This window comes from Carboxydothermus islandicus (assembly GCF_001950325.1).
GTDB lineage: Bacteria > Bacillota > Z-2901 > Carboxydothermales > Carboxydothermaceae > Carboxydothermus > Carboxydothermus islandicus.
In genome coordinates this window covers 1-15,053 of sequence record NZ_BDJL01000012.1, presented here as the reverse complement: position 1 = coordinate 15,053, position 15,053 = coordinate 1, and the positions used below count along the sequence as shown (strand labels likewise).

Here is a 15,053-nt window from a genome sequence, read left to right as displayed (position 1 = left end):
ATTAAAGGAGCTCCACCAAAACCATCATTGCCCCATCGCCCCGCCGGGGTCCAATTTTCACTATCCGTGTATAACCACCGGGACGATCGGCGTATTTAGGGCCAATTTCTTTAAAAAGTTTTCTTACGACATTTTCTTCGTATAAATAAGCTAAAACCTGACGGCGGTTATGCAGAGTGTCGTTTTTAGCTAAAGTGATAAGCTTTTCCGCTATCGCTTTAGCAGATTTCCCCCGGGCCTCGGTGGTCATAATCTTCCCCTCTTTTAAGAGGGAAGTCACCAAGTTTCTTAACATTGCTTCCCGGTGATCTTTCCTTCTGCCAAGCTTATAATGGTACATCTACTTCCCTCCCTTATTCTTCCTCTTTCCGCAAGGAAAGGCCCATGGATTTGAGTTTGGAAATAACCTCTTCGAGTGATTTTTTTCCTAAATTGCGAACCTTCATCATATCCGCTTCGGTCTTTTGAATTAATTCGCCTACCGTATTAATTCCTGCCCGTTTCAAGCAGTTATACGAGCGTACCGATAAATCCAGATCTTCAATGGGCATTTCCGCTAATTTCTCCTTGGCGTCCTCTTCTTTTTCGACCATAATTTCTACACCGGTAGCCCGTTCGTTTAAATTAACAAAAAGCTGCAGGTGCTCAACCATGATGCGAGCAGCGAGGCTTACCGCTTCATCGGGCCGAATGCTACCATCGGTCCAAACTTCCAGGGTGAGCTTATCGTAATCGGTAATCTGACCAACCCGCGTATTTTCCACCTGGAAGTTTACTTTGAGCACTGGAGAAAAGATGGAGTCTACCGGTATTACGCCAATAACGTGCTCGCCCTTTTTATTCCGCTCCGCCGGTACATAGCCCCGGCCCCTGGCCACAGTCATTTCCATAAAAAGACGACCGCCCTCGGCTACATGGGCTATTACAAGGTCGGGGTTTAAAATTTCTACCTCCGGTGGGGCAATTATATCTTTGGCGGTAATGACACCCTCACCTTCAGCTTCGATTCTTAAAACCTGTTCCTCATCCCCGTGAAGCCTCAGCGTAAGGTTTTTAATGTTTAAGATAATTTCCGTTACATCTTCCACTACCCCGGGAATTGTTGAAAATTCATGGAGTACCCCTTCAATCTTTATGGAAGTAACAGCAGCTCCCGGGAGGGAAGACAAAAGTATCCGCCGCATTGAATTACCGAGGGTAATGCCGTACCCCCGCTCCAAAGGTTCAATCACAAAACGGCCGTAACGGTCGTTTAACTCCTCGGTTTCAATTTTTGGTTTTTCAATTTCAAGCACTAAGGGACCCTCCTTTAAAGGGAATACCCGTCAAGCTCTTATCTGGAGTAGAGCTCGACAATGAGATGCTCCTCGACGGGGATATCGATATCTTCCCGTTTTGGCAATGCTTCAACCTTACCGACAGCATTGTTGGCATCATAAGAAAGCCACGCCGGTAAAGTTTTGCTGGCGGCCCGTTCCATAATTTCCTTAGCTATCGGAGAGTCCTTCTTTTCTTCTTTCAAAGCAATTACGTCGCCAACTTTAACCAGGTAGGATGGAATGTTAACTTTTCTACCATTTACCGTAAAGAAATTATGCCGTACCAACTGCCGGGCCTGAGCGCGGGACTCAGCCAGCCCGAGCCGATAAACCACATTATCGAGCCGTCTTTCCAAAATTACCAGCAGGTTTTCACCGGTAATACCCGGCTGTCTTTCGGCCATTTCAAAATAGCGCCGGAACTGAGCTTCCAGTACTCCGTAAATTCGCTTTGCTTTCTGCTTTTCCCGCAATTGCAGGGCATACTCGGTAGGCTTTTTTCTTGTGTGTCCGTGCTGACCGGGAGCATAATTTCTCCGGGTAAGAGCACATTTATCGGTATAGCAGCGATCTCCTTTCAGAAAAAGCTTTATACCTTCCCTGCGGCAAAGCTTGCAAACAGGACCCGTATATCTCGCCATTTCGTTATCTACCTCCTATACTCTCCTACGTTTCGGTGGACGGCACCCGTTGTGAGGAATCGGGGTTACGTCCTTAATAAGGCTAACTTCCAGACCAGCAGCTTGTAACGAACGGATTGCCGCTTCCCGGCCCGCGCCTGGTCCTTTCACATAAACCTCAACGGTTTTTACGCCAAACTCCATCGCTTCTTTAGCAGCTTTTTCCGCAGCTAACTGCGCCGCAAAGGGAGTACCTTTCCTGGTTCCTTCAAAGCCAACGGTTCCTGCACTTGCCCAGGAAAGGGTGTTCCCCTGGGGATCGGTTATGGTAACAATTGTATTATTGAAAGTAGACTTGATATGGGCTACTCCTTGCTCAACATGCTTTTTTTCCTTTTTTCTGGCTTTTGTCCGGCGAGCCATCATATCCCTCCTTTAAGCTTACTTCTTCCGTTTAACTCCAACGGTTCTTCTGGGCCCTTTCCGGGTACGAGCATTGGTTCGGGTTCTCTGTCCTCTAACCGGTAAGCCTTTCCGGTGACGAATACCCCGGTAGCAGCCAATTTCAATAAGCCGTTTAATATTTAACGAAATTTCCCGTCTTAATTCTCCTTCGACCTTGTAGTTCTTTTCAATTTCATCCCTGAGCTTTGCCACTTCTTCTTCGGTCAAATCTTTAACCCGCGTATCGGGGTTAATACCGGTTTTCTTTAATATTACATTAGCTGTTGGTCGACCAATACCGTAAATATAAGTTAAGGCAATTTCGACCCTTTTATCTCTCGGAAGATCCACACCAGCAATCCGAGCCATTACCGCACCTCCTAAAAATTTATCCCTGCTTCTGCTTGTGCTTGGGATTTTCACAAATAACCCTTATTCGCCCTTTACGACGAATAATCTTGCACTTTTCGCAAATCGGTTTAACGCTGGGTCTGACTTTCATGTTTAAACCCCCTTTATTTCCCTACTTGTGCCGGTAGATAATCCTACCCCGGGTCAAATCATAGGGTGATAATTCAACGGTTACCCGGTCACCTGGCAAGATCCGAATAAAATTCATGCGTATTTTCCCGGAAACATGGGCTAACACTTTATGCCCGTTATCCAGCTCAACCCGAAACATTGCGTTTGGAAGGGGTTCTACCACCGTACCTTCCACTTCAATGACATCATCTTTCGACATTAAGCAATCAACCTCCTCACCCATCCAGTTCTCCGCCCTTTTCGGCAAAAGATTTAAGAAATTTCCGGATCTCCGGATTGCTTAGTTTACCATCGTCCGGAAAACGGTAGTTTAAAAATTTCAAATGACGGACGTTTTTCTTCTTGGGATTTTCAATACGACGGTGCTGACCATCAACCACTTCGACATAGCGGTCATTAATAATCCGATAGATAATGTAGAAATTTCCGCAATCACGGCCGGCTGTGGACAGCACTACTTGGCCGGGACGGAGTTTGTCTAAATGCATGACCTTCACCACCCATTCCTTTTTACGGCAAGGTTAGAATCATGGGCCCATTTTCGGTAATAGCAATGGTATGTTCAAAATGGGCTGACCATTTACCGTCCCGGGTTACCACCGTCCATTTGTCCGGAAGGGTGAAGACCTCATAGGTTCCAATGTTAACCATCGGTTCGATTGCTAATGTCATTCCCGGGACCAACCGAGCACCACGACCCGGCTTACCGTAATTGGGTACGTTCGGCTCCTCATGCAGTGCTTTGCCAATCCCATGTCCCGCATATTGTCTCACCACGGAAAACCCGTGGCGAACCACGTAACTTTCCACCGCATGGGAAATGTCCGACACCCTGTTGCCAACTACGGCTGCCTCAATCCCGGCGTAAAGCGATGCTTCGGTCACTTCAAGGAGCTTTTTAGCCTCGGGAGAAACTTCCCCCACCGGCCAGGTTTTTGCCGCATCGCCATAATATCCGTCCACAACAGCTCCAATGTCAATACTAATAATATCTCCATTCCGCAATTTTCTTAAACCAGGGATTCCGTGAACCACTTCTTCATTAATGGAAGCGCAGATAGTTGCCGGAAAACCGTATAGGCCTTTAAAAGCTGGCTTTCCGCCTAATTTTTTAATTGTTTCTTCGGCTATTTTATCAAGTTCCAAGGTAGTTATCCCCGGTTCAATCACTTTTTCCAAGGCCTGAAGAGTCAGGGCGACAATTCGCCCCGCCTCCCTCATAAGCCTTAATTCTTTTTCTGTTTTGACAGTAATCAACTTTCTCACCAGCTATTTAATAAAACCTTGATAATGTCTCATTAAAAGGTAAGATTCTAACTGTTTCATAGTATCAAGAGCCACACCAACAACAATCAACAGGGCAGTACCCCCAAAGGTTACATTGGGAATCCGGGATATTGCCATCACAATATTGGGGAGTATGGCAATAAAGGCTAAGAATACTGCTCCGGCAAAGGTTACCCGGCTCATAACCTTATCGATATATTCTGCCGTTGGCCTTCCCGGCCGAATTCCAGGGATAAAACCACCGTATTTCTTAAGGTTTTCGGCAATATCCAAGGGGTTCATGATAATCGCAGTGTAGAAGTAGGTAAAGCCTATAATCAGTAAAGCGTATAAAATGGTGTTAATCACTGTTCCCCAGCCAAAATATTTTAAAACCCACTGGGCAAAACCGTTTTGGGGAAACCATCCCGCAATAGTAATCGGGAACATTAAAAGCGACGAGGCAAATATAATTGGGATAACCCCTGCCTGATTAACCTTGATGGGCAGATGGGTGCTTTGACCACCGTAAACCCGGCGGCCAACAACCCTTTTTGCATACTGCACCGGAATTCTCCGTTGAGCTTCGTTAACCACCACAACGGCGTAAATTGCGGCTACAGCAATTATTGCTAAGATTAAAACGTTTAAAATGTTTGCCGTACCGGCAGAGATGTAATCAAAAATCGTTTTTATAGAGCCAGGGATCCTTGAAACAATTCCGGCAAAAATTATTAGCGATATCCCGTTACCAATGCCCTTTTCGGTAATCTGTTCCCCAAGCCACATTAAAAACGCTGTTCCTGCTGTAAGAGCAAGAGCAATATATAGATATGTTAGGATTCCGGGATTGTTTACGGCCGACCTTAAACCAATTGCCATGAAGAAACCTTGAATAAAGGCTAAGATAACGGTTCCATAGCGGACGTATTCCGTAATTTTCCGCCGCCCTTCTTCCCCTTCCTTAGCCAGCTTTTCCAGGTACGGTATTACCACCGTTAAAAGTTGCATGATAATTGAGGCGTTAATATACGGAGTAATACTCATGGCAAAAATGGTAAATTTCTTAAAGGCCCCACCGGAAATAACATCAAAAAACCCCAAAATTGTACCCGATTGGATTAATTCTTCCATGCGGGCTAAGTTAATCCCCGGTACCGGAATATGAGCTCCGATCCGAAAGACCAAAAGCATCAACAAGGTAAAGAGCAATCTACTCTTTAATTCTTTTGCCTTCATGGCATTGCGGAGGGCATCAAGCATTTACAGCACCTCCGCTTGCCCGCCGGCAGCGGTAATTTTTTCTTTTGCCGATTCACTAAAAGCATGGGCTTTCACCGTAAGTGCTTTCTTTAATTCGCCGCCGCCTAAAATCTTCACACCGTCCCCTATTTTCTTTATTATACCCGTTTCCAGCAAGAGCTCTGGAGTTACCACTGTCCCATCTTCAAATTTATTTAAGCGGTCCACATTAATAGCAATGATTTCTTTGGCAAATTTATTGTGAAAGCCGCGTTTGGGTAACCTCCGGTAAAGGGGCATCTGTCCACCTTCAAAGCCTGGTCTTACGCCGCCGCCCGAACGTGCCTTTTGTCCTTTTTGTCCACGTCCGGCAGTTTTTCCAAGGCCGGAACCAATTCCCTGACCTTTCCGGGTGGGTTTTTGCCGCGAACCAGGCACAGGCCTTAAATCATGTAACCGCATTTTCCCACCTCCTAAATCTCCTCAACTTTTAATAAATGGCTCACTTTATTTATCATCCCGCGGATTTCAGGGGTATCGGCTTTAATGACGGACTGGTTGAGTTTTCTCAATCCCAACGACCTTACCGTTGCTTTTTGCCGTTCACTTTGTCCAATGACGCTTTTTACCAGGGTTATTTTCAGCTTCTTTTCCATGAGTTATCCCTCCTAGCCCTTTAAGATTTCGGCCGGGGTTTTTCCACGAAGTTTAGCTACCATTTCCACGGTCTTTAACGACTTCAGGGCCTCAATGGTAGCATGGGCCATATTGTGAGGATTGTTGGAGCCCAGAGATTTGGTTAAAATGTCCCGCACACCTGCCATTTCCAGTATTGCCCGCACTGCGCTACCAGCAATAACTCCGGTACCAGGTGCTGCAGGCTTTAATAACACTTTACCTGCACCGGCTTCACCAATAATTTCATGGGGAATCGTAGTGTTAACAATGGGAACTTTGATCAGGTTTTTCTTGGCGTCTTCAATACCTTTTCTAATCGCATCAGGAACTTCTGGAGCTTTACCGAGGCCCACGCCAACATGCCCTTTTTGATCGCCAACCACCACCAAAGCGCTAAAGGAAAAACGACGTCCACCTTTAACAACCTTCGCGGTACGGTTGATTGCAATAACTTTTTCGCTCAACTCCAGTTGACTGGCATCAATTCTTGCCATCGCTGTCCCTCCTTTTCTTTAAAATTGCAGGCCACCTTCCCGGGCTGCTTCCGCTAATGCTTTAACCCGTCCGTGATAAAGATATCCACCCCGGTCAAAAACGACCTTTTCAATCCCTTTCGCTTTGGCCCGCTCAGCAATCAGCCGACCAACAGCTTTTGCTGCTTCAATATTGCCACCGTAGCCAATTTTTCCTCTCAATTCCGGATCGAGGGTTGAAGCAGCCACCAGGGTACGTCCGCTAACATCATCGATAATCTGGGCATAGATGTGTTTTAAGCTTCTATAGACGTTTAATCTCGGTCTTTCCGGAGTTCCGTGAATTTTCTTCCGGACCCGTAAATGCCGCCGTTTTCTTTCAAGATTCCGGTTGGTTTTGGTAATCATCGACTACCCCCCTTTTCTAAGAACATTTTACTTCTTGCCCTTACCGCCGGTCTTACCAGCCTTTCTTCGAATTACTTCATCGGTGTACTTAATTCCTTTTCCTTTATACGGTTCAGGCTCCCGAACAGCACGGATTGTTGCTGCAAAATTACCAACCAGCTCTTTATCTATTCCCTTGACAATAATCTGGTTTTGAGCGGGAACTTCTACCTCAATCCCTTCGGGCGGATCCATTTCCACCGGGTGAGAATAACCAACCGTTAATACAAGCTTTCGTCCCTGTTTTGCCGCCCGGTAGCCTACCCCTACCAGTTCAAGGCTTTTTTGATAACCGCTGGTAACGCCCACAATCATGTTATTAATTAAAGTCCGGGTAAGGCCATGGAGTGCTTTATGTTCCTTTTCGTCCGATGGTCTTTCAACTAAAATTTGCGATCCATCAAAGGTTATCTTCATATCCGGGTGAAATTCCCGGGTCAAACTTCCCTTCGGACCTTTTACGGTAACCGTGTTTCCTTCTACTTTTACTTCAACCCCTTGAGGAACGGGGATTGGTTTTCTGCCTATGCGGGACACAAAATCACCTCCCTGGATTTTACTACCAAATGTAGCAAATTACTTCGCCGCCTAAGCCTTCCTTGCGGGCTTTTTTATCGGTCATAATTCCTTTCGGTGTCGAAATGATTGCAATCCCAAGACCCCCTAAAACCCTGGGTAGTTCGTCTTTCTTAGCGTATACCCGAAGTCCGGGCTTGGAAATCCGCTTTAGTCCTGAAATAACCCTTTCTTTATTGGGGCCGTACTTTAAAAATATCCGTAAAATCCCTTGCTTGCCGTCCTCAATGTATTCGTAATCTTTAATAAAGCCTTCCTCTTTTAAAATCTCCGCAATTGCCCTTTTTACCTTGGAGGATGGCACTTCTACCTTCTCGTGATAGACCATATTTGCGTTTCTAATCCGAGTTAAAAAATCAGCAATGGGATCGGTCATAACCATGGTATTTACCCCCTTTCTTTACCAGCTGGCTTTCTTAACGCCCGGAATCTCTCCTTGGTGGGCAAGTTTTCTAAAACATATCCGGCACATACCAAAATCCCGCAAGTACGCTCTCGGTCTTCCGCAGATTTTGCACCGGTTGTATTTTCTTACTTTAAATTTTGGTGGCCTCTGGGCCTTGGCTATCATCGATTTTTTTGCCATATTCTTCCCCCTTTCCTTATCTGCTAAAGGGCATTCCCATTAATCTTAACAATTCCCGAGCCTCTTCATCGGTTTTTGCGGTAGTAACGAACGTAACTTCCATACCCCGAACTTTATCAATTTTATCATAGTCAATTTCCGGGAAAATAAGTTGTTCCCGCAAACCAACCGAGTAATTCCCACGGCCATCAAAGGATTTTGGCGATAACCCCCGAAAGTCCCGGACCCGAGGAAGCACTATGTTGACAAATTTGTCCATGAATTCATACATCCGGTCACCGCGCAAGGTCACTTTTACACCAATAGTCGCTCCTTGCCGTACTCTAAAACCGGCCACCGATTTCTTGGCTTTGGTAACGATCGGCTTTTGTCCGGTGATAGCCATAAGATCAGCAATTGCAGCATCAACAGCTTTAGGATTTTGCAAAGCTTCTCCCAACCCGATATTTATCACTATTTTTTCAAGTTTTGGTACTTGCATTTTATTTTTATATCCAAACTTTTCCATCATTGCCGGGATTACATCGTTTTGATATTTATCTTTAAGTCTGGGCACGGTATAACCTCCTTTCGCTGCGGCTTACTTGTCAAGGCTCTCGCCGCATTTTTTACAAACTCTAATCTTTTTGCCATCGGCTAAAAACTTCTTTCCGACCCGGGTGGGCTTGCCGCAGCTGGGGCAGATTACCATCACGTTACTTACGTGAATTGGGGCTTCTTTCTCCACAATACCACCCTGGGGAAGTTTGGGATTGGGACGGGTGTGTCTTTTAACTATATTAACACCCTCAACCACAACTCTATTTTCCTTAGGCAAAACCTGCACGATTTTCCCCTTTTTATCTTTGTCTTTGCCTGCGATGACTAAGACCGTATCGCCCTTTTTAACTTTTAATTTTGGCATGATCCCACCTCCTTAAAGGACTTCCGGAGCCAGGGAGATGATTTTCATGAAATCCTTTTCCCTCAATTCCCGGGCTACCGGTCCAAAAATACGGGTACCCCGTGGGCTCTTATCGTCCTTAATAATGACAGCGGCATTTTCGTCAAATTTAATATACGTACCGTCCGGCCGGCGCACCTCTTTTTTGGTCCGAACGACCACCGCTTTAACCACATCTCCCTTTTTCACAACGGCATCGGGTGTTGCTTCCTTAACCGAGCAAACGATTATATCACCTAAACTCGCATATCTCCGGTTGGATCCTCCTAAAACCCGGATGCACATTAATTTTTTCGCACCGGTATTATCGGCGGAATTTAAAATGGTTTGTACTTGAATCACTTGCTGCTACCTCCTTTCGGTAGAACCTGCTTAACCTTCATTAGTTTCAAGATTTTCCACTTCGCCCAACACTTTACCCCGTTCGATAATCTCCACAACTCTCCATCTCTTTTCCTTGGAGAGGGGTCGAGTTTCGGCAATTTTTACAATATCGCCAGTCCGGCAGGCGTTATGTTCATCATGAGCTTTAAACTTCTTTGTCCGACGAATGGTCTTTTTATAAAGGGGGTGGCGGACCAACTCCTCAACGGCAACAACCACCGTTTTATCCATTTTATCGCTAACAACCCGTCCGATTTTTATTTTCTGGACTTTTTTCTTTTCCATCTTCTACGCCCCCTTTCTACTTCTCCACTTTTTGTCTGGCAATTTCTCTTTCCCGGATAATGGTATTAACCCGAGCTATATCCCGCCGCACCTCACGAATTCGGGACGGATTATCCAATTGGCCGGTGGAAAGCTGAAAACGAAGTTTGAAAAGCTCATCTTTTAAATTCGCCAATTTTTCCACTAATTCTGCATCGGTTAATTCTCTTAGTTCCTTAGCTTTCATGAGCTTCACCACCTACTTCCCGTTTTACAAATTTGGTTTTAATGGGCAGTTTATGGGAAGCAAGTCTCAACGCTTCACGCGCAACTTCTTCCGATACCCCAGCAAGTTCAAACATAATCTTACCGGGCTTAACTACTGCCACCCAGTATTCCGGGGCACCCTTACCACTACCCATCCGGGTTTCAGCCGGTTTTCTGGTAATCGGGTGGTCCGGAAAGATGTTAATCCAGATTTTACCGCCCCGGCGGATATGACGGGAAATAGCTACCCGTGCTGCCTCAATCTGCTGACTGGTAATCCAGGCCCCTTCTATGGCTTGTAAGCCGTACTCACCAAAATGGAGCTGGGTTCCTCCTTTGGCCTTACCTTTGAGGCTGGGGCGATGGGGACGTCTATATTTTACCCGTTTTGGCATTAACATGGTTATTCGCCTCCTTCTGTACTAACGCTCTCCTTCTTTACCTCCGGCAATACCTCACCTTTATAAATCCACACTTTTACACCAATTTTTCCGTAGGTCGTTAACGCTTCGGCAAAACCGTAATCAATATCCGCTCTCAGGGTTGTTAAGGGAACTTTGCCCTCGCTATACCATTCGGAACGGGCAATTTCCGCACCTGCTAAACGACCGCTGCAAGCAACTTTGATACCCTGGGCACCCATTTTTAAAGCCCGGCTTACCGCTTGTTTCATAGCCCGCTTATAGGAAATCCGCTTTTCAATTTGGGCAGCAATATTTTCAGCTACAAGCTGGGCATCAATTTCAGGAACTTTAATCTCGGCAATATTGATATTGATTTGCTTTCCGGTCATTTTTTCCAGTTCTTTTCTTAAAACCTCGATTTCCGTGCCACCTTTTCCAATTACCATTCCGGGCCGGGCTGTAAAGATAGTAACTTTAACCCGGTTAGAAGCCCGCTCGATTAAAATTCGCGAAATTCCTGCTTGGTAAAACTTGGTTTTAATATATTTACGAATTTTTAAGTCTTCGTGTAAAAGTTCCTGGTAATGTTTTTTATCCGCAAACCATTTGGCATCCCAGTCTTTGATAATACCTATTCTCAGTCCTTTTGGATGAACTTTCTGACCCACCTTAGCCCTCCTTCCTTTCCGCAACGACAATAGTTATATGGCTGGTCCTTACCCGCCAGAGGTCCACACGCCCCTGAGCCCGCGGGCTATACCGCTTCAGTATCGGTCCCTGGTCCACATAGGCTTTGGCTACATAAAGATTATCCTTTGACATATCATGATTGTTTTCAGCATTGGCAATTGCTGACCTTAAAACCTTTTCTATAAAATACGACGCTTTTTTCGGGGTATACCGCAAAATCGCCAGCGCTTCCTCCACATCCTTGCCCCGAATTAAATCAATTACTTGCCGTGCTTTCCGCGGTGAAATCCGGATATATTTTGCCACTGCACGTGCTTCCATGAAAATCCCTCCTCTCTTGACTACTTGAGGGCAGTAGACCTTTCCGTATGGTCTCCATGTCCCCTAAAGGTACGGGTAGGAGCAAATTCCCCTAACTTATGCCCAACCATATCTTCGGTAATATAAACCGGAACGTGCTTTCTTCCATCATATACCGCAATTGTATGGCCCACCATCTGCGGAAAAATAGTCGACCGTCTTGACCAGGTCTTAATAACCCGCTTTTCACCTTTAGCATTTAACTCCTCAATTTTTTTCAGGAGTTTTGGATCACAATATGGTCCTTTCTTGAGTGAACGACCCAAGCTGGCTACCTCCCTTCAAGGTTACTTCCGTCTCTTGATAATTAACTTGGAGCTTGCTTTATTTTTCTTCCGGGTCTTAACTCCCAAGGTAGGTTTACCCCAAGGAGTTACCGGGTGACGTCCGATTGGTGAACGACCTTCACCACCACCATGCGGGTGGTCTACCGGGTTCATGGCAACGCCCCGAACCGATGGTCTAATTCCAAGCCAGCGAGCCCTTCCAGCTTTACCAATGGTAATATTTTCGTGCTCCAAATTACCCACTTGCCCGATGGTTGCCCGGCATTCCAAAAGTACTTTCCGCATTTCGCCCGAAGGAAGGCGTAAAATTGCGTATCTGCCTTCTTTTCCAAGAAGCTGGGCCGCCGTTCCAGCCGAGCGCACCAACTGTCCACCTTTTCCCGGATAAAGTTCAATGTTATGAACTAAGGTACCTACCGGAATATTGGCAAGGGGCAGGGCATTACCCACTTTGATATCCGCATCCGGTCCGGACATTACAACATCGCCTACTTTTAATCCATGGGGAGCAATTATATAACGCTTCTCGCCATCGGCGTATGCTAACAACGCAATTCGAGCAGTCCGGTTGGGATCATATTCAATCGCCACAACTTTTGCCGGAATCCCATCTTTATTCCGCTTAAAATCAATTATCCGATACATCCGTTTATGACCGCCGCCCCGGTGCCGAACCGTCAGCCGTCCCTGATTATTCCGTCCCGCATGCTTCTTTAAAGGAACTATTAACGATTTTTCGGGCTCGGTTTTGGTAATTTCTTCAAAGGACGAAACGGTAACAAATCTCCGACCGGGGGAGGTGGGTTTGTAAGTTTTAACAGCCATCCTTTTCCCTCCTTTTTTCTACTACCGGTTATACGCCTTCAAACAGTTCGATTTTATCACCGGCTCTTAACTTAACAATTGCTTTTTTGTACTCCGGAGTCCGGCCAACAAAACGACCAACCCGTTTCATTTTACCTTTGACCCTGATGGTATTAACCTTTTCAACTTTTACCTTAAAGAGTTCCTCAATGGCATTTTTAATTTCAATTTTGTTGGCATTTTTATCAACAACAAAAGTATACTTATTTTCCTGGGCTAAATCCATTGATTTTTCTGTAATTAGAGGCCTTATGATTATATCCCTTGGATTTTTCACCTAAAACACCTCCTCCACTTTTAAGACCGCATCACGGGTCATAATAAGCTTGTCGTGATTCAGGAGGCTTAAAGCATTAAGGCTGGGAGCTGTCATCACGGAAACTCCCGGTATATTGCGGGCCGATTTTTCCACTATTTCATCATAACCTGCGGTGACAATTAAAGTCTTGCCGTTCACCTTGAGGTTATTTAAGACTTTAATCATTTCTTTGGTTTTTGGTGCCGCAAAAGTTAAATTGTCTACCACTATGAGGTTATTTTCATTTACTTTGTCGGAAAGCGCTGACTTCAACGCCGCCCGGCGTACCTTTTTGGGCACCGAATAACTGTAATCGCGGGGATGTGGACCAAAGACGATACCACCCTTCCGCCAAAGGGGTGACCGAATACTGCCATGCCGGGCACGACCTGTTCCTTTTTGTCTCCAGGGCTTTCTGCCACCGCCGGATACTTCGCCCCTGGTTTTTGTATCATGAGTTCCCCTTCTTTGATTTGCCAGGTACATTAATGAAACTTCATACAAAACCGCTTTGTTCACTGGAGCCCCGAAAATTTCGTCTTTTAGTTCAATCTCACCAACCTGGGCTCCTTCCATGTTGTAAACCGGAACTTTGGGCATCTTTATCCCCCTTTCTTAACTAAAACTTCTATTTTCCTTTTACTGCTTCTTTGATGATTAAAAGGCTTCCTCTAATACCCGGTACAGAACCTTTTATAACCAGTAAATTTCTCTCCGGATCTACTTTCACAACCTCCAAGTTTTGAATGGTTACTCTCTCCATACCAAGTCGTCCGGGCAACTTACGGCCTAAAAATACCCGAGCCGGTCCTTTTGCTCCCAGCGAACCTGGCCGACGATGGTATTTAGAGCCGTGAGCCATCGGTCCCCGGTGAAAACCGTGCCGCTTAATTCCACCGGCAAACCCTTTACCTTTTGTTAAGCCGGTAACATCGACTTTCTCACCAACGGTAAAAATATCTACCTTTATTTCCTGTCCTACTTCATAAGCATCGATATTTTCCACCCGAAGCTCTCTTAAATACCGTCTGGGTTTTACATTCGCCCGGTTAAAATGCCCTTTTAATGGCTTATTTACCTTGCTTTCCTTTATTTCCCCGAAACCAAGCTGGATAGCATTATAGCCATCATTAGCTATTGTTTTCTTCTGCACCACCACGCAGGGCCCAGCTTCAATCACCGTGACCGGTATTGCTCTACCGTCTTCGGTAAAAATTTGAGTCATTCCGACTTTTCTTCCTAAAATTCCTTTCGGCATTTGTTTCACCTCCTACAGCTTAATCTCAATGTCTACTCCCGCCGGCAAATCAATCCGCATTAACGCATCGATAGTTTTTGGGGTGGGATCAATAATATCAATTAAGCGCTTATGCACCTTTAACTCAAACTGTTCTCTGGAGTCTTTATCGATATGGGGCGAACGAAGTACGGTATACAAGCTTCTTTCGGTGGGAAGCGGTATAGGTCCGGACACGCTCGCGCCTGTCCTCTTGGCCGTTTCCACAATTTTCGCAGCGGACTGGTCCAGGATGGTATGCTCAAAGGCTTTTAGCTTAATTCTGATTTTTTGCTTATTCACGCGTTACCCCTCCTTTTTTTTCCCTTTTACATAAAACACCGGAGGAAGGGGAATAAATTCCCCCGCCTCCTGTTTTTTTGCCGGGAGAGGCTTTATTATTCTTCGATCGCGGTAACAACGCCCGCGCCTACAGTTCTGCCACCTTCCCGAATAGCAAATCTCAATCCTTCTTCAATAGCAATCGGTGTGATAAGCTCAATATGAATCTTTACGTTATCCCCGGGCATTACCATCTCTACACCTTCCGGCAACTGGATTACTCCCGTTACGTCCGTCGTCCGGAAGTAAAACTGCGGCCGGTACCCATTAAAGAACGGTGTGTGCCGTCCCCCTTCTTCCTTGGTCAGTACGTATACCTCCGCAAAAAACTTCCGGTGCGGCTTTATCGTACCAGGCTTCGCCAGTACCTGCCCCCGCTCGATTTCCTTCCGGTCTACACCCCGTAATAACGCTCCTATGTTGTCCCCTGCTACCGCCTCGTCCAATACCTTCCGGAACATCTCCAGTCCCGTTACTACC

General features: G+C 45.8%; 32 protein-coding genes. All 32 read right to left on the bottom strand.

The annotated features are described in order from the left end of the window. Position 1 precedes the first annotated feature (1 nt). Positions 2-340: a 50S ribosomal protein L17 gene (gene rplQ / locus ciss_RS03165; protein WP_075864860.1), complete on the bottom strand. Its 339-nt coding sequence runs from the start codon at positions 338-340 to the stop codon at positions 2-4. 13 nt (positions 341-353) lie between these two features. Continuing rightward, positions 354-1,295: a DNA-directed RNA polymerase subunit alpha gene (locus ciss_RS03160; protein WP_075864859.1), complete on the bottom strand. Its 942-nt coding sequence runs from the start codon at positions 1,293-1,295 to the stop codon at positions 354-356. Positions 1,296-1,333: 38 nt separating this feature from the next. Then, positions 1,334-1,960, bottom strand: a complete 627-nt coding sequence (gene rpsD, locus ciss_RS03155; protein ID WP_075864858.1) for a 30S ribosomal protein S4 — start codon at positions 1,958-1,960, stop codon at positions 1,334-1,336. Positions 1,961-1,975: 15 nt separating this feature from the next. Beyond that, positions 1,976-2,365, bottom strand: a complete 390-nt coding sequence (gene rpsK / locus ciss_RS03150; protein ID WP_011345165.1) for a 30S ribosomal protein S11 — start codon at positions 2,363-2,365, stop codon at positions 1,976-1,978. A gap of 15 nt (positions 2,366-2,380) precedes the next feature. After that, positions 2,381-2,752 (bottom strand): 30S ribosomal protein S13, encoded by a 372-nt coding sequence (gene rpsM / locus ciss_RS03145; protein ID WP_075864857.1) that lies wholly within the window; start codon positions 2,750-2,752, stop codon positions 2,381-2,383. Between the two features lie 19 nt (positions 2,753-2,771). After that, positions 2,772-2,885, bottom strand: a complete 114-nt coding sequence (gene rpmJ, locus ciss_RS03140; protein WP_075864856.1) for a 50S ribosomal protein L36 — start codon at positions 2,883-2,885, stop codon at positions 2,772-2,774. A gap of 21 nt (positions 2,886-2,906) precedes the next feature. Then, complete coding sequence (gene infA, locus ciss_RS03135) at positions 2,907-3,125, bottom strand: translation initiation factor IF-1 (protein WP_011345168.1); 219 nt, start codon at positions 3,123-3,125, stop codon at positions 2,907-2,909. Positions 3,126-3,141: 16 nt separating this feature from the next. Then, positions 3,142-3,414: a KOW domain-containing RNA-binding protein gene (locus ciss_RS03130; protein WP_075864855.1), complete on the bottom strand. Its 273-nt coding sequence runs from the start codon at positions 3,412-3,414 to the stop codon at positions 3,142-3,144. A gap of 22 nt (positions 3,415-3,436) precedes the next feature. Next, positions 3,437-4,183: a type I methionyl aminopeptidase gene (gene map / locus ciss_RS03125; RefSeq protein WP_075864854.1), complete on the bottom strand. Its 747-nt coding sequence runs from the start codon at positions 4,181-4,183 to the stop codon at positions 3,437-3,439. A gap of 12 nt (positions 4,184-4,195) precedes the next feature. Then, a complete protein-coding gene (secY, locus tag ciss_RS03120; RefSeq protein WP_075864853.1) occupies positions 4,196-5,455 on the bottom strand; it encodes a preprotein translocase subunit SecY in 1,260 nt (419 codons plus the stop codon). Continuing rightward, a complete protein-coding gene (rplO, locus tag ciss_RS03115; protein ID WP_011345172.1) occupies positions 5,456-5,896 on the bottom strand; it encodes a 50S ribosomal protein L15 in 441 nt (146 codons plus the stop codon). It abuts the gene before it with no gap. An 11-nt stretch (positions 5,897-5,907) separates the two neighbouring features. After that, positions 5,908-6,090 (bottom strand): 50S ribosomal protein L30, encoded by a 183-nt coding sequence (gene rpmD, locus ciss_RS03110; protein WP_075864852.1) that lies wholly within the window; start codon positions 6,088-6,090, stop codon positions 5,908-5,910. A gap of 12 nt (positions 6,091-6,102) precedes the next feature. Further along, positions 6,103-6,606 (bottom strand): 30S ribosomal protein S5, encoded by a 504-nt coding sequence (rpsE, locus tag ciss_RS03105; protein ID WP_011345174.1) that lies wholly within the window; start codon positions 6,604-6,606, stop codon positions 6,103-6,105. Between the two features lie 18 nt (positions 6,607-6,624). Continuing rightward, on the bottom strand, positions 6,625-6,993 hold the full coding sequence (gene rplR, locus ciss_RS03100; protein WP_011345175.1) for a 50S ribosomal protein L18: 369 nt from the start codon (positions 6,991-6,993) through the stop codon (positions 6,625-6,627). Positions 6,994-7,020: 27 nt separating this feature from the next. Then, positions 7,021-7,569, bottom strand: a complete 549-nt coding sequence (rplF, locus tag ciss_RS03095) for a 50S ribosomal protein L6 (protein ID WP_075864851.1) — start codon at positions 7,567-7,569, stop codon at positions 7,021-7,023. Positions 7,570-7,591: 22 nt separating this feature from the next. After that, positions 7,592-7,990, bottom strand: coding sequence for a 30S ribosomal protein S8 (gene rpsH, locus ciss_RS03090; protein WP_011345177.1), 399 nt, complete (start codon positions 7,988-7,990; stop codon positions 7,592-7,594). Between the two features lie 18 nt (positions 7,991-8,008). Next, positions 8,009-8,194 carry a type Z 30S ribosomal protein S14 gene (locus ciss_RS03085; protein WP_011345178.1) on the bottom strand — a complete coding sequence of 62 codons (186 nt, stop codon included), beginning with the start codon at positions 8,192-8,194 and terminating at the stop codon, positions 8,009-8,011. A 16-nt stretch (positions 8,195-8,210) separates the two neighbouring features. Then, complete coding sequence (rplE, locus tag ciss_RS03080) at positions 8,211-8,750, bottom strand: 50S ribosomal protein L5 (RefSeq protein ID WP_075864850.1); 540 nt, start codon at positions 8,748-8,750, stop codon at positions 8,211-8,213. Positions 8,751-8,774: 24 nt separating this feature from the next. Further along, positions 8,775-9,098: a 50S ribosomal protein L24 gene (rplX, locus tag ciss_RS03075; protein ID WP_075864849.1), complete on the bottom strand. Its 324-nt coding sequence runs from the start codon at positions 9,096-9,098 to the stop codon at positions 8,775-8,777. A gap of 12 nt (positions 9,099-9,110) precedes the next feature. Continuing rightward, positions 9,111-9,479, bottom strand: coding sequence for a 50S ribosomal protein L14 (gene rplN, locus ciss_RS03070; RefSeq protein WP_075860231.1), 369 nt, complete (start codon positions 9,477-9,479; stop codon positions 9,111-9,113). Positions 9,480-9,509: 30 nt separating this feature from the next. After that, positions 9,510-9,806, bottom strand: a complete 297-nt coding sequence (rpsQ, locus tag ciss_RS03065; RefSeq protein ID WP_075864848.1) for a 30S ribosomal protein S17 — start codon at positions 9,804-9,806, stop codon at positions 9,510-9,512. Between the two features lie 16 nt (positions 9,807-9,822). Further along, on the bottom strand, positions 9,823-10,032 hold the full coding sequence (gene rpmC, locus ciss_RS03060) for a 50S ribosomal protein L29 (RefSeq protein WP_075864847.1): 210 nt from the start codon (positions 10,030-10,032) through the stop codon (positions 9,823-9,825). Next, positions 10,022-10,453, bottom strand: coding sequence for a 50S ribosomal protein L16 (gene rplP, locus ciss_RS03055; protein ID WP_075864846.1), 432 nt, complete (start codon positions 10,451-10,453; stop codon positions 10,022-10,024). The genes rpmC and rplP overlap by 11 nt, the downstream gene beginning before the upstream one ends. Before the next feature lie 2 nt (positions 10,454-10,455). Continuing rightward, positions 10,456-11,124 carry a 30S ribosomal protein S3 gene (rpsC, locus tag ciss_RS03050; RefSeq protein WP_075864845.1) on the bottom strand — a complete coding sequence of 223 codons (669 nt, stop codon included), beginning with the start codon at positions 11,122-11,124 and terminating at the stop codon, positions 10,456-10,458. A 1-nt stretch (position 11,125) separates the two neighbouring features. Beyond that, entirely contained in the window at positions 11,126-11,467 is a 342-nt protein-coding gene (gene rplV / locus ciss_RS03045; RefSeq protein ID WP_075864844.1) for a 50S ribosomal protein L22, read from the bottom strand. Between the two features lie 20 nt (positions 11,468-11,487). Then, positions 11,488-11,772, bottom strand: coding sequence for a 30S ribosomal protein S19 (gene rpsS, locus ciss_RS03040; protein ID WP_075864843.1), 285 nt, complete (start codon positions 11,770-11,772; stop codon positions 11,488-11,490). A 21-nt stretch (positions 11,773-11,793) separates the two neighbouring features. Further along, on the bottom strand, positions 11,794-12,618 hold the full coding sequence (rplB, locus tag ciss_RS03035) for a 50S ribosomal protein L2 (RefSeq protein ID WP_075864842.1): 825 nt from the start codon (positions 12,616-12,618) through the stop codon (positions 11,794-11,796). A gap of 28 nt (positions 12,619-12,646) precedes the next feature. Next, entirely contained in the window at positions 12,647-12,934 is a 288-nt protein-coding gene (rplW, locus tag ciss_RS03030) for a 50S ribosomal protein L23 (protein WP_075864841.1), read from the bottom strand. Beyond that, complete coding sequence (gene rplD, locus ciss_RS03025) at positions 12,935-13,555, bottom strand: 50S ribosomal protein L4 (RefSeq protein ID WP_075864840.1); 621 nt, start codon at positions 13,553-13,555, stop codon at positions 12,935-12,937. Positions 13,556-13,583: 28 nt separating this feature from the next. Beyond that, positions 13,584-14,213, bottom strand: coding sequence for a 50S ribosomal protein L3 (gene rplC / locus ciss_RS03020; protein ID WP_075864839.1), 630 nt, complete (start codon positions 14,211-14,213; stop codon positions 13,584-13,586). A 12-nt stretch (positions 14,214-14,225) separates the two neighbouring features. Next, the gene (gene rpsJ / locus ciss_RS03015) at positions 14,226-14,534 is read right to left on the bottom strand and encodes a 30S ribosomal protein S10 (protein ID WP_011345192.1); all 309 of its coding nucleotides are present in this window, start codon (positions 14,532-14,534) and stop codon (positions 14,226-14,228) included. Between the two features lie 95 nt (positions 14,535-14,629). Then, positions 14,630-15,053 (bottom strand): EF-Tu C-terminal domain-related protein (locus ciss_RS03010; RefSeq protein WP_268874192.1); only part of this gene is annotated, 424 nt, incomplete at its 5' end.